Raw genomic sequence first — 13,404 nt, 5'->3', positions numbered from 1 at the left:
CTCATGAGGCCGACGCCCGGTCCCGGGCGGGGCGGCCGAAAACCCACAGGACAGATCTGACATGGCAATCGAGCGCACCTTTTCGATGATCAAGCCGGACGCAACCCGCCGCAATCTGACCGGTGCGATCACCGCGATGCTTGAGGACGCGGGCCTGCGCGTCGTCGCCTCCAAGCGCGTGTGGATGTCGCGCCGCGAGGCGGAAGGCTTCTACGCGGTGCACAAGGACCGCCCGTTCTTCGGCGAGCTGGTCGAGTTCATGTCCTCGGCCCCGACCGTGGTGCAGGTGCTCGAGGGCGAGGACGCCATCGCCAAGAACCGTGAAGTGATGGGCGCCACCAACCCGGCCGATGCCGCCGAGGGCACCATCCGCAAGAAGTACGCGCTGTCGATCGGCGAGAACTCGGTGCATGGCTCCGACGCGCCCGAGACGGCCGCCCAGGAGATCGCCTACTGGTTCTCCGAGACCGAAATCGTCGGCTGACGCCTTCGGGTGTCGAGACGACCGATGACGTGATGCAAGACCGGCCCTCGCGGCCGGTCTTGTCGTTTGAGGCCGGAGTTCCTCTCAAGCCGGACGTCGGCGGCGTGGACCGCCGGTTTTTGAAGCACTGGCGCTTGACGCAGGGGCCTTGGCTCACGACCCTGCGCGTTCACGTGTCGATGTCACCGCCGCAGGAATCCCATGACCGCACCCGTTCTCAAGGCCTCCGCCTGTCCGCACGATTGTCCCTCGACCTGCGCGCTGGAGGTCGAGCTGTTCGAGGATGGCCTGATCGGCCGCGTGCGCGGGGCGCGCGACAACGCCTATACCGCCGGCGTTATCTGCGCCAAGGTCGCGCGCTACGCCGACCGGCTCTATCACCCCGACCGGCTGATGCGGCCCTTGAGGCGCGTCGGCGCCAAGGGCGAGGGACGTTTCGAGGAAATCACCTGGGACGAGGCGCTGGACACGGTCGCGACCGCCTTCCTCAAGGCGGAGGCCGACCACGGCGCGCAGGCGGTCTGGCCCTATCACTACGCCGGCACGATGGGGCTGGTGCAGCGCGATTCCATTCATCGCCTGCGCCATGCGAAGGGCTATTCGCTGCAGTTCGATACGATCTGCACCAACATGGCCTGGACGGGCTTCAATGCCGGAACGGGCCGGCTCGCCGGTCCGGATCCGCGCGAGATGGCGCTTTCCGACTGCGTCGTGATCTGGGGCACCAACCCGGTCTCCACGCAGGTCAACGTGATGACCCACGCGGTCACGGCCCGCAAGACGCGGGGCGCGAAGATCGTCGCCGTCGACGTCTATCCGACGCAGACCGTGAAGCAGGCCGATCTGGGGCTGGTGCTGAAGCCCGGAACGGATGCCGCGCTTGCCTGCGCGGTCATGCATGTGCTGTTTCGCGACGGCCATGCGGATCGCGACTACCTGGCGCGCTACACCGATTGCCCGGACGATCTGGAAGCCCATGTCGCGACCCGCTCTCCTCAGTGGGCGGCGGCGATCACCGGGCTTACGGTGGAGGAGATCGAGGCCTTCGCGCGGCTGGTGGGCGAGACGAAGCGCAGCTATTTCCGCCTCGGCTATGGCTTCACCCGCTCGCGCAACGGCGCGGTGTCGATGCATGCCGCCTCCTGCATTCCCGCCGTCACCGGCGCCTGGCAGTATGAGGGCGGCGGGGCGTTCCACAACAACGGCGCGATCTACACGCTCGACAAGACCCTGATCGAGGCGACCGATCTGCGCGACGAGGGCGTGCGCAAGCTCGACCAGAGCCAGATCGGACGGGTTCTCACCGGCGACGCGGCCGCGCTGCAGGGCGGACCGCCGGTGAAGGCGATGCTGATCCAGAACACCAATCCGGTCTCCGTCGCGCCGGAGCAGGAGCTAGTGAAACAGGGCTTCGCGCGCGACGACCTCTTCGTCTGCGTGCACGAGCAGTTCATGACCGAGACCGCGCGGATGGCCGACATCGTTCTGCCGGCGACGCAGTTCCTGGAGCATGACGACATCTACAAGGGCGGCGGCCACCAGTATCTGATGCTGGGGCCGAAGCTCGTCGACGGTCCCGGCGAAACGCGGGAAAACCTGTGGGTCATCAATGAGCTGGCGAAGCGGGTCGGGGCGACCGAGCACCCGGGCTTTGCGATGAGCGCGCGCGAGCAGATCGACGGGATGCTGCGGGCCTCGGGCTTCGGCACGCTGGAGACGCTGGAGCGCGAGCGCTGGATCGATTGTCAGCCGGACTTCGAGACCGCGCATTACATCAAGGGCTTCGCCTGGGAGGACGGCAGGTTCCGCTTTCGCCCCGACTGGCCGCGCGTTCCGGCGCCCAACGACGGGCCGATGGGGCCCTGGGCCGACATGCCGGCGCTGCCCGACTACTGGCCGGTGGTGGAGGCGGCGGACGACACGCATCCCTTCCGTCTGGTGACGGCGCCGGCGCGCTCCTTCCTCAATTCGACCTTCAACGAGACGGCCGCCTCGCGCGACCGAGAGCGCCAGCCGGAACTGATGATCCGCGCCGACGAGGCGGCAGCGCTCGGGATCGCCGACGGGGACCGCATCCGCATCGGCAACGCGCGCGGCGCGGTGACACTGCACGCCCGGTTCACGCAAGATCTGAAGCCCGGCGTGGTGATCGCGGAGGGCATCTGGCCGAACGAGGTCTATCCCGACGGGCGCGGCATCAACACGCTGATCGGCGGCGATGCGGTCGCGCCCTATGGCGGCGCGGCGTTCCACGACACCGCGATCTGGGTGAGGAAGGCCTGAGACGCGACGCGCGGTCCGGCGTGTGGCGTCACGCCACTGCGTCGGGACGCGTCGCGAGATGCGCCGGAAGCTCGGGCCGGTCGGTGAAGACCGTGCGCTCGAAGCGCACCACATAGGCCGGCAGGGCCGGGATCGCGTTGATATGGCGCGTCAGCGGCGTGTCGACGTCGAGGGCCAGGAACCCGTAGAGCAGCCCGGCGAGGCTCGCGTCGACGCTCGTCGGGACGTCGCCCATGAAAAAGGGCTTGTCGTCGAGCCAGGTTGCGATGGCGTCGAGGTCATCCATGGCGAAGCGGTAGATGTCGTCGCGCGTGTGACGGCCGATCCCTTGCGTGTGCAGCAGGTCCTTCACCTGATCTGCGACCGCGCGATAGGCGTCCCGGCGCGCATCGCCCTCAAGATGGGCGAAGGCGAGGGCGCTGATGGGTGCCTCGCAGGCGGGGTCGATCCAGCGCATGTAGGGCAGACCCCAGCGCAGATGCTCCTCGGCCATCTGGCGAAAGGCCTGCGCGACGGCGCGGTCGCGCGCCGTGAGATCCCGGTCCACCGTCAGCAGACCGATGGCCTCCAGATGGCGCTGGATCAGCGCGCTGTCGGGGATCAGTGTCTCGCCGTCGCGCAGCACCGGCACCTTGCCGTGCGGCAGGATCGCCGGATCCGGCGGGATCTTGGTGTAGGCCGCCCCGCTCATGGCGAGCAGGGCCTCGCCCTTGTAGCCGAAGGGCGACAGGCTGCGCAGGCCGGAGGGCGTGGGGAAGTCGACAAGCTGAAACATGGCGGGGATGATCCGATAAGGCCTGGAGGATGTGCTCAGCCTGCCGGCACGAGCAGCGGGTCGGGGGACGTCGATGCTCCGTCCCGGATGCGCACCCGCATGCCGTCGATCTGCGCGGCCCCCGAGGCGACGAGCGCCAGCGCCCGGGGATAGATCGCGTGCTCCACGGCGAGCACGCGCGCGGCGAGCGTGTCCTCGGTGTCCCCGTCGAGCACGGCGACCGCGCCTTGCGCCACGATCGGGCCCGCGTCCATCTCCGCGCGCACCACATGCACCGTCGCGCCGTGGATCTTGCAGCCCTCGGCCAGCGCGCGGGCATGCGTGTCGAGCCCCTTGAAGGCGGGCAGCAGGGCGGGGTGGATGTTGAGCAGCCGGTCGTGCCAGCGCTCGACGAACCAGGGCGTCAGAAGGCGCATGAAGCCGGCGAGGCAGACGAGCTCGACTCCCTTGTCGCGCAAGACCGTGTCGAGGGCCTCCTCGAAGGCCCGGCGCCCCGCATGAGCCCGGTGGTCGACGGTGGCCGTCGCGATGCCGGCGGCGGCCGCCTTGTCGAGGGCGGGCGCGCCCGGCACATTCGAGACCACCAGCGCGATCTCGGCCGGATAGGCCGGATCGGCGGCGGCCGACAGAAGCGCGGTCATGTTGCTGCCGCGCCCCGACACGAGAATGGCGGTGCGCTTGCGGGGTATCGTCATATCGGCGCTCACAGCGCGAGCGTGCCGTCGAAGACGACCTGCGGCGCGTCGCTCTCGCGCGGCGCCAGAACGCCGAGGCGCGCGACCGTCTCGCCTTCCGCTTCCAGCCGTGCGGCGACGGCATCGGCCTCCTCGGCGGCCGCGACGACGACCATGCCGACCCCGCAGTTGAAGGTGCGCAGCATTTCGGCCTGGGCGACGCCGCCGGTCTCCGCCAGCCAGCCGAACACCGGCGGCACGGTAATCGCGGAAAGATCGATGCGCGCGGCGAGCCCCTCGGGCAGCACGCGCGGCAGGTTTTCCGGCAGGCCGCCGCCGGTGATATGGGCGAGCGCCTTGAGCCCCGGGCCGCCGCGAAGCGCGGCGAGCAGGGGCTTCACATAGATGCGCGTCGGCGTCATCAGCGCCTCGCCGAGCGTTTGCCCGTCCGCGAAGGGCGCGGGCGCGGTCCAGTCGAGTGCCGCGCGTTCGAGGATCTTGCGCACCAGCGAATAGCCGTTGGAGTGGACGCCCGAGGAGGCGAGGCCGAGGAGCACGTCGCCGGCCGCGATGTCGGACGCCGGCAGCAGCGCGCCGCGTTCGGCCGCGCCCACCGCGAAGCCGGCGAGATCATAGTCGCCCTCGCGGTACATGCCGGGCATTTCCGCCGTCTCGCCGCCGATCAGCGCGCAGCCGGCGCGCTTGCAGCCTTCCGCGATGCCCTTGACCACATCGGCCGCCGCGTCGACGTCGAGCGCGCCGCAGGCGTAATAATCAAGGAAGAACAGCGGTTCCGCGCCCTGCACGACGAGATCGTTGACGCACATGGCCACCAGGTCGATGCCCACCGTGTCGTGCCGGCCGGTGTCGATGGCGATCTTGAGCTTGGTGCCGACGCCATCGTTGGCCGCGACCAGGACCGGATCCTGCAATCCCGCCGCCTTGAGGTCGAACAGGCCGCCGAAGCCTCCGATCTCGCCGTCGGCGCCGGGACGTGCGGTCGATTGCACATACGGCTTGATACGCTTGACGAGGGCGTTGCCGGCATCGATATCCACACCAGCATCGGCGTAGCTCAATCCGTTGCCTTTGGCAGGGCCGGTGTGCGCGGGAGGGGTGGCCTCGCTCATTCTGTCGTCTCCGAAACCCGATCAGGGCGCGCATACAAACACAGAAAGTCGCGAATGCAAGCAAAACCCGGGACCGTGTTCACAGCGTTCGGCCGCGCGCCATGGTGACGCTGCCGAACCTCATTTCCATCGCGCGGTTGCTCTTCGTGCCGGTCGTCATCTGGGCGATCCTGGACGGGCGCTTCGCCACCGCCTTCTGGATCTTCATCCTGTCCGGGATCTCAGACGGCATCGACGGCTATATCGCCCGGCGCTTCGACATGAAGAGCGAGCTGGGCGCCTATCTCGATCCGATCGCCGACAAGGCGTTGCTGGTCGCCGTCTTCCTGTCGCTCAATGTGGTCGGACTGCTGCCGCTGTGGCTGGTGATCGCGGTGACGGCGCGTGATCTGCTGATCGTCGGGGCGGTCAATCTCGCCTGGATGGTGGGGCGGCCGATGGAGATCAGACCGCTGATGGTGAGCAAGGCGACCACGGCGATCCAGATCATCACCGCCGCGACCTTTCTGGGCAAGGCGGCCTTCGACCTGAGGGTCGCGGAACTGGAAAACGCGCTGATCCTGGGGACAGCCGCCTTGACGCTGCTTTCCGCGGCTGCCTATCTGCTTGCGTGGCTTCGACACATGGCGGCGGATCAGCCGCCGTCGTAAGGGCCGGTCCGGAGCCACGCTCCGGGGCCCCGCGACGGTCGGTTCGCGCGCTCCAGCACGGGATGACGAGCGTGACGTTGCAGCGGCAAATCTATTTCTGGCTCGGCTCCTTCGCCCTGTTCGTCGGCTTTCTCTATCTGTTCGCGCCGATCCTGCTGCCCTTCGTGGCCGGGATGGCGCTCGCCTATCTGCTCGATCCGGTCGCCGACTGGCTGGAGCGGCGCGGCCTTCACCGGCTCGTCGCGACGATCACGATCCTCATCGTTTTCGTGATCGCCTTCGTGCTGCTGCTGCTGTTGCTGCTGCCGGCGCTCGGCAACCAGCTGTCGGGCTTCCTCGAGGCCTTGCCGCGTCTGGTCGGCGCGCTGCAGACGCTGGTGACGGAAAACCTGAGCGCCCGCGTCTTCGAGCTGTTCGGCGCGAGCGGAGAAGATCTCAAGTCCAATGTCGGCGGTCTGCTGGGGCAGGGCGCGAGCTGGCTCGGCGGTCTGCTGACCTCGCTGTGGAGCGGCGGACAGGCGCTGCTGTCGGTGATCTCGCTCTTCGTGGTGACGCCCGTCGTCGCCTTCTATCTGCTGCTCGACTGGGACCACATGGTGGAGCGGATCGACAGCCTGCTGCCGCGTCAACACCGCGACACGGTGCGCCAGCTCGCCCGCGAGATGGACCGGGCGGTCGCCGGCTTCGTGCGCGGCCAGGTGACCGTCTGCCTTCTACTCGGTACCTTTTATGCGGTCGGGCTTGCGCTCGTCGGGCTCAACTTCGGGCTGCTCATCGGCATCGGCGCCGGGCTCGTCAGCTTCATTCCCTATGTCGGGGCGACGCTGGGGCTGATCGTCTCGATCGGCGTTGCGCTGGTGCAGTTCTGGCCCGACTGGGTGATGATCGCCGCCGTCTTCGCCGTCTTCGCGGCGGGGCAGTTTCTGGAGGGCAACGTGCTGCAGCCCAAGCTCGTCGGCAGCAACGTCGGGCTGCATCCGGTGTGGCTGATGTTCGCGCTCTTTGCCTTCGGCTATCTGTTCGGCTTCGTCGGCATGCTGATCGCGGTGCCGGCGGCGGCAATGGTCGGGGTGCTGATCCGCTTCGCCATCGGCCAGTATACGGCCAGCAGCCTCTACACCGGCGGCGCTCCCCGCAAGGGCGGCGGGCACGCGGCGGAAGGAGGGGACGATGCCTGACGGCGCCCGGTCCGGGGCGGGGCAGCTTCCCCTGGTCATTCCGCATGAGGCGGCGCAGGAGCGCGACGATTTCCTGGTCGGCCCGTCCAACGAGGCGGCGTTCCGGCTGATCGATTCCTGGCCGGACTGGTCCGCGCCGGTCACGCTGCTGGCCGGCCCCGTGGGGGCGGGAAAGAGCCATCTGACCCATGTCTGGCAATCGCGCAGCAATGCCCGGCGCATCGCCGCGAGCACGCTCGGCCGGATCGATCCGACCGAACTGGTCGCGACCGGCGCGGTCGCCGTGGAGGACGCCGGGCGCGGGATCGACCAGACGGCGCTGTTCCATCTGCTCAACGCCGCCCGCGCCGGCTCCGCGCATGTGCTGATCACCGCGCGCAGCTGGCCGCAGGCGTGGGGGCTGACCCTGCCGGACCTCGCCTCGCGGCTGCGCGCCGCGACCCCGGTGGAAATCCTCGAGCCCGACGACGGGCTGCTCGGCCGGGTGCTCGTGAAGCTGTTCTCGGACCGGCAGATCGACATCGATCCGGCGGTGGTCGACTATCTGGTGGTGCGCATGGAACGCTCGCTCGCGGCGGCCGAACGGCTGGTCGACGCGCTCGACCGTACGTCGCTGGCGAGGGGACGGCGCATCACGCGTCCGCTCGCGGCGGAGGTCATGGCCGGGATGGGCTGATGCCTCGCAGCCGCCTGGTAAAAAAGGCGCCGATGCAATTTCGTCATCGCCGGCCTATAGAGTGCCCCGCGCGCTCATGACGCGCGCGCCCTTCAGCGGGCGGATCACGGACAGGAGGCAGGCATGAACGACAGCAGCGCATCGACCCCGGCAAGCGAGCCGGAGAAGGCCGACGCCGAAACGGCACAAGGGTCGGTTCCGTCCTCGGACGCGGCGGAGGCGCTCGCCGGTCATCCCAGCCGCTTCATCAATCGCGAGCTGTCCTGGTTGCAGTTCAACCGGCGGGTTCTGGAGGAGGCGGAAAACACCTCGCATCCGCTTCTGGAGCGGCTGAGGTTCCTGTCGATTTCGGCCAACAATCTGGACGAGTTCTTCATGGTGCGCGTGGCGGGCCTGCGCGCGCAGCAGCGCGCCGGCGTCACCACCCGCTCCGTCGACGGCATGACGCCGACCGAACAGCTCGAGCGCATTTCCTCCGCCGTGCTCGATCTGCAGAGCGAGCAGCAGGGCGTGTGGCGGGAGATGCGCAAGCTGCTCGCGGCCAAGGGCATTTCCATCGTCGAACGCGCCGATCTGCTGCCCGAGGATCTGGCGTGGCTGCAGAATCACTTTCTCGCCCACATCTTTCCGGTGCTCACGCCACTGGCGATCGACCCGGCGCATCCCTTTCCCTTCATCCCCAATCTCGGATTCTCGCTGGTGCTGGAACTGGCGCCGGAAGCGGGCGGGCGGGGCATGACGGCACTGTTGCGCATCCCCGCGCAGCTCGACCGCTTCGTGCGTCTGCCGTCCGCCGACGACAGCGCGACGGCGCGCTTCATCACCATCGAGAATGCCATCGGCCTGTTCATCACCCGGCTCTTCCCGGGCTACGAGATTCGGGGCAAGGGCGCGTTCCGGGTGGTGCGCGATTCCGATCTGGAGATCGAGGAAGAGGCGGAGGATCTGGTCCGCCTGTTCGAAAGCGCGCTGAAGCGGCGGCGACGCGGGTCGGTCATCCGGCTGGAGATCGAGCACAGCACGCCGGCCTCGCTCAGCGAGTTCGTCGCCGACGCGCTCGATGTCGATGAGGGCGAGATCTTCCACGTCAACGGGCTGCTGGCGCTCAACAACCTGTCGCAGCTTGTGTCGATCGACCGGGACGAGCTGAAGTTCGAGCCCTTCACGCCGCGCTTTCCCGAGCGTATCCGCGAGCACGGCGGGGATTGCTTCGCCGCGATCCAGCAGAAGGACATCATCGTCCACCACCCCTATGAATCCTTCGACGTGGTGGTGCAGTACCTGCGCCAGGCGGCGCAGGACCCGGATGTGGTGGCCATCAAGCAGACGCTCTACCGCACGTCCAACAACTCCCCCATCGTCAAGGCGCTGGCCGAGGCGGCGGAGGCGGGCAAGTCCGTCACCGCGCTGGTCGAGCTCAAGGCGCGCTTCGACGAGGAGGCGAACATCCGCTGGGCGCGGGATCTGGAACGCGCCGGCGTGCAGGTGGTGTTCGGCTTCCTGGAGCTGAAGACGCACGCCAAGCTGTCGATGGTGGTGCGGCGCGAGCATGGCGAGTTGCGCACCTACTGCCATATCGGGACGGGCAACTATCACCCGATCACGGCGCGCATCTACACCGATCTGTCCTATTTCACCGCCGACCCTCAGCTCGGCCGGGAGGCAGCGAAGATCTTCAACTACATTACCGGGTATGCGGAGCCGGTGGAACTCCAGCACATGAAGGTCTCGCCCGTGACCCTGCGCAGCGGGATCATGGAGATGATCGCCGCCGAGGCGGAGCACGCCAGGGCCGGCCGACCCGGCCAGATCTGGATGAAGATGAACTCGCTGGTCGATCCGCAGATCATCGACGCGCTCTATGCGGCGAGCCAGGCGGGGGTGGAGATCGATCTGGTGATCCGCGGCATCTGCTGCCTGCGCCCCGGCATTCCCGGTCTGTCGGAGAACATCCGGGCGAAGTCCATCGTCGGGCGCTTCCTGGAGCACAGCCGGATTTTCTGCTTCGGCAACGGTCACGGGCTTCCCTCGCCGAAGGCGGTCGTTTATATCGGCTCCGCGGATCTGATGCCGCGCAACATCGACCGGCGCGTGGAAACCCTGGCGCCGCTCCTGACACCGACCGTGCACCAGCAGGTTCTCGATCAGATCATGGTTGCCAACATGAAGGACAACCAGCAGAGCTGGCGGCTCCTGGCCGATGGCGGACACGAGCGCATCACGCCGGGACGCGGCGAGAAGAAGTTCAACGCCCATCAGTATTTCATGACGAATCCCTCCCTCTCCGGGCGCGGCAAGTCGCTGCGCAGCCATAGCCCCAAGCCGTTTGCGGAGCAGAGGAAGCGTGGCTGATTGCGGTCATAGCGCCATCGTCCGCGGTCGGCTCAACGGAAACGGGCCGATCGCGGTGATCGATATCGGATCGAACTCGATCCGGCTCGTCGTCTACGAACGCCACGCCCGCACGCCGACGGTGCTCTTCAACGAAAAGGTGCTCGCCGGGCTCGGGCGCGGGCTGGCCGCCACGGGAAGACTGGCGGAAAAGTCGGTCGAGGCGGCACAGAAGGCGCTCAGCCGGTTTCGCCGCCTGTGCGACCAGATCGGCGTGCCGGACCTGCACATCCTCGCGACGGCCGCGACGCGCGACGCGGAGAACGGACAGGAGTTCATCGCGGCGGTTGAAACCATCTGTCGCACGCCGGTGCGCCTGCTGTCGGGGCGCGACGAGGCCCGGCTCGCCGCGCTCGGCATCGTCTCCGGCATGTGGCGTCCGGACGGGATCGTCGGCGATCTGGGCGGCGGCAGCCTCGAACTGGTGGAAATCCACGACGAGGACATCGGGCGCGGGCAGACGCTGCCGCTTGGCGGCATCCGCCTGCAGGAAGAGGCGGACGGCAAGCCGGCGCGGGCGCAGAAGATCGCCGATCAGGCGCTCGCCGCCGTCGACTGGCTGCCCATCGGCAAGGGCAAGCCGTTCTACGCGGTGGGCGGCACCTGGCGGTCGCTGGCGCGGCTGCATCTGCACCAGAACGGCTATCCGCTCAACGTGATGCACGACTACACGATCCCCGCCGAGGAGGCGATCGAGTTCTGCCAGCTCGTCGCGCGGCGCGATCCGGAAAGCCTGTCGATGATCGAGGTGGTCTCGCGCGCCCGCCGCCCGCTGCTGCCCTACGGCGCGGCGGTGATGGAGAAGGTGCTTCGGCGGACCAAGGCCTCCTGCGTGACCATGTCGGCGCTCGGCCTGCGCGAGGGGCTCCTGTTCGACCTGCTGCCGAGGGAGGTGAAGCGCGAGGACCCGCTGATCGCGGCGGCGCGCGAACTCTCCATCCTGCGCGCCCGCGCGCCGGCCTACGGCGAGGAACTGGTCGCCTGGACGGACAAGGTGTTCCCGGCTGTCGGCGTCGACGAAACCGAATACGAGCGCCGGTTGCGCGCGGCCGGCTGTCTTCTGTCGGACATCGGCTGGCGCGCGCATCCCGACTACCGCGGCGAGCAGAGCCTCAACATCATTTCCAATGCCGGCTTCGTCGGCATCGACCACCCGGGACGCGCCTATCTGGCGCTGTCGGTGTTCTACCGCCACCAGGGCCTGATCGAGGATTCGCTCGGGCCCCGGATCCGGGAACTGGCGCACACGCGGTTGAAGGACCGCGCGCGGCTTCTGGGCGGGGCGCTGCGGCTCGCGTCGGTGCTGAGCGCCTCCGTGCCGGGCATCCTGCCGCAGATCGAGGTCAGGGTTCAGGACGGCGAGATGAGCGTGATCCTGCCGGCGGCGCTGGCCGATCTCGACGGTGAGCGCCTGCGCAAGCGCGCCACGCAATTCGCCCGGCTGCTCGGGCTCAAGGCGCAGGTCGAGATCTCCATCTGACACTGTGATGTTTGACGTCGGCGGCGCGCGTCCCGGTGGCGCGCGGCCGTCACCGCGCGCGCCGATCCTGCGGCCCTTCAACAGTACAGGGGGAAGGGAGAGAGCAGGGAAGAGAAACGGCGGGGCGAGCGAGCAGGGGACCGGGAACGCGAGGGACGGCGAGGGGCGGGCTGACCCGCGGCAAAAGACCTCGCGAAGACGCCGGGCCGCGCTATTGCGCGGCCGCGATCTTTTCCGTCTGGTTCTTCTGATCCTTCTGGCGGTTGCCGCGCCGTTTGCGCGAGGCCGCGGCCTGCGGCGCCTGGACCGGTTCGTCCTGATCGACGGCGACGATGCGCTTGCCGTTGAAGGCGAGCGCCACTTCCCCGCGCTTGAGCTTCAGCGCCGCCTCGCCGAACAACTCGCGACGCCAGCCCTTGAGCGCGGCCACGTCGGCCTCGTCGCTGGCGGCGATCTTCTCCAGATCCTCGACCGTGGCGATCACCTTGGCGGCGACGCCCTGCGCCTCGCTCACCAGCTTCAGCAGCACCTTCAGGAGATCGACGGCGGCGGCCGATCCGTCGGGCGCGGTGCGGCCCTTGGGCACCTGGGGGAGCTGCTCCTTGGGCAGGTCGAGGGCGCGCTTGACGGCGGTGAGAATGTCCTCCGCCGTGCGCGAGCGCTCGAAGCCGCGCGGGATCGTGCGCAGGGCGGCGAGCGCCTGCGTGCTCGTCGGCTGCTGGGCGGCGATCTCGTAGATCGCATCGTCCTTGAGGATGCGATTGCGCGGCACGTCGCGATTGTGCGCCTCGCGTTCGCGCCAGGCGGCGAGTTCCTGCAGCACCGCGAACTCGATCGGCTTGCGCACCCGAAGCTTCAGGCGCTTCCAGGCGTCCTGCGGCTCGTTGCGATAGGTGCCGACGGAGGTCAGGATCTCCATCTCGTCGGCGACCCAGTGGCTGCGGTTCTGCTCGGCGAGATTGGCCTTCAGGAAGCGGTAGACGTCCCGCAGATGGGTGACGTCGGCCAGCGCATAGGTCAGCTGCTTGTCGCTCAAGGGGCGGCGCGACCAGTCGGTGAAGCGCGAGGACTTGTCGATCCGCACGGCGGTGACGCGATGCACCAGCTGATCGTAGGAAATCGAATCGCCGAAGCCGCAGACCATCGCCGCGACCTGCGTGTCGAAGACCGGGTGGGGGATGAAGCCGCCCAGATGGTAGACGATCTCGATGTCCTGCCGCGCGGCATGAAACACCTTGACCACCGCCTCGTTGCGCATGAGCTCGAAGAAGGGGGCAAGGTCGAGACCGTCGGCCAGCGCGTCGACGAGGACGGCCTCGTCGGGGCTCGCCATCTGGATCACGCAGAGTTTCGGCCAGAAGGTCGTCTCGCGCAGAAACTCGGTGTCGACGGTGACGAAGTCGTGCCCGGCAAGGCGCTGACAGGCTTCGGCGAGTTCGGGGGTCGTCGTTATCATATGCATGGTGATCGGCAGGTATATCGCAATGCTGTCGGCTTGTCGCCACGAAACCGCCGTGAAAACGGGGCCGTCGGGCAGATCGTTTTCCGGCAAGAACGCGCCCTTCGCAAGCGCATTTTCCGTGTTTCGCGGGACGATACGGGATTGCCGGTACGCCGGGCCCGCCTTGACTTTGTCGCCGTGGCGTGGCTTGTGCACGGCGCATCAATCGCGCACCGGTCGGC

11 protein-coding genes are annotated in these 13,404 nt (G+C 68.2%); 7 read left to right on the top strand and 4 right to left on the bottom strand.

Translation table 11 applies throughout. From position 1 onward, the window contains the following. Window positions 1-61: 61 nt before the first annotated feature. On the top strand, window positions 62-484 hold the full coding sequence (ndk, locus tag ABL312_RS08035; RefSeq protein ID WP_349360866.1) for a nucleoside-diphosphate kinase: 423 nt from the start codon (window positions 62-64) through the stop codon (window positions 482-484). Window positions 485-685: 201 nt separating this feature from the next. Continuing rightward, window positions 686-2,767, top strand: coding sequence for a molybdopterin oxidoreductase family protein (locus tag ABL312_RS08030; RefSeq protein WP_349360865.1), 2,082 nt, complete (start codon window positions 686-688; stop codon window positions 2,765-2,767). 28 nt (window positions 2,768-2,795) lie between these two features. Here ABL312_RS08030 and ABL312_RS08025 read toward each other — a convergent pair whose 3' ends face one another. The 3 genes from ABL312_RS08025 to purM are packed head-to-tail and all read right to left on the bottom strand — an operon-like array spanning window position 2,796 to window position 5,346. Beyond that, a complete protein-coding gene (locus ABL312_RS08025; RefSeq protein WP_349360864.1) occupies window positions 2,796-3,542 on the bottom strand; it encodes a glutathione S-transferase family protein in 747 nt (248 codons plus the stop codon). 35 nt (window positions 3,543-3,577) lie between these two features. After that, window positions 3,578-4,237: a phosphoribosylglycinamide formyltransferase gene (gene purN / locus ABL312_RS08020; RefSeq protein ID WP_349360863.1), complete on the bottom strand. Its 660-nt coding sequence runs from the start codon at window positions 4,235-4,237 to the stop codon at window positions 3,578-3,580. Window positions 4,238-4,245: 8 nt separating this feature from the next. Next, complete coding sequence (gene purM / locus ABL312_RS08015; RefSeq protein ID WP_349360862.1) at window positions 4,246-5,346, bottom strand: phosphoribosylformylglycinamidine cyclo-ligase; 1,101 nt, start codon at window positions 5,344-5,346, stop codon at window positions 4,246-4,248. A 101-nt stretch (window positions 5,347-5,447) separates the two neighbouring features. Between purM and ABL312_RS08010 the strand changes: the two genes are divergently transcribed. The 5 genes from ABL312_RS08010 (at window position 5,448) to ABL312_RS07990 (ending at window position 11,721) form a co-directional block, all read left to right on the top strand. Continuing rightward, window positions 5,448-5,996: a CDP-alcohol phosphatidyltransferase family protein gene (locus ABL312_RS08010; protein WP_349360861.1), complete on the top strand. Its 549-nt coding sequence runs from the start codon at window positions 5,448-5,450 to the stop codon at window positions 5,994-5,996. Between the two features lie 71 nt (window positions 5,997-6,067). Next, window positions 6,068-7,174, top strand: a complete 1,107-nt coding sequence (locus tag ABL312_RS08005; RefSeq protein ID WP_349360860.1) for an AI-2E family transporter — start codon at window positions 6,068-6,070, stop codon at window positions 7,172-7,174. Beyond that, window positions 7,167-7,850: a hypothetical protein gene (locus ABL312_RS08000; RefSeq protein ID WP_349360859.1), complete on the top strand. Its 684-nt coding sequence runs from the start codon at window positions 7,167-7,169 to the stop codon at window positions 7,848-7,850. Before ABL312_RS08005 ends, ABL312_RS08000 begins: the two co-directional genes overlap by 8 nt. A 123-nt stretch (window positions 7,851-7,973) precedes the next feature. Then, complete coding sequence (locus tag ABL312_RS07995) at window positions 7,974-10,202, top strand: RNA degradosome polyphosphate kinase (protein ID WP_349360858.1); 2,229 nt, start codon at window positions 7,974-7,976, stop codon at window positions 10,200-10,202. Window positions 10,203-10,257: 55 nt separating this feature from the next. Then, window positions 10,258-11,721, top strand: coding sequence for a Ppx/GppA phosphatase family protein (locus ABL312_RS07990; RefSeq protein ID WP_349360857.1), 1,464 nt, complete (start codon window positions 10,258-10,260; stop codon window positions 11,719-11,721). Window positions 11,722-11,932: 211 nt separating this feature from the next. Here ABL312_RS07990 and rnd read toward each other — a convergent pair whose 3' ends face one another. After that, the gene (rnd, locus tag ABL312_RS07985) at window positions 11,933-13,183 is read right to left on the bottom strand and encodes a ribonuclease D (protein ID WP_349360856.1); all 1,251 of its coding nucleotides are present in this window, start codon (window positions 13,181-13,183) and stop codon (window positions 11,933-11,935) included. Between the last annotated feature and the right edge of the window lie 221 nt (window positions 13,184-13,404).

The sequence above is a fragment of the Stappia sp. genome, from assembly GCF_040110915.1.
GTDB lineage: Bacteria > Pseudomonadota > Alphaproteobacteria > Rhizobiales > Stappiaceae > Stappia.
Note: the sequence above shows the minus strand (reverse complement) of the source record. Positions and strands in the feature narration are given on the sequence as shown.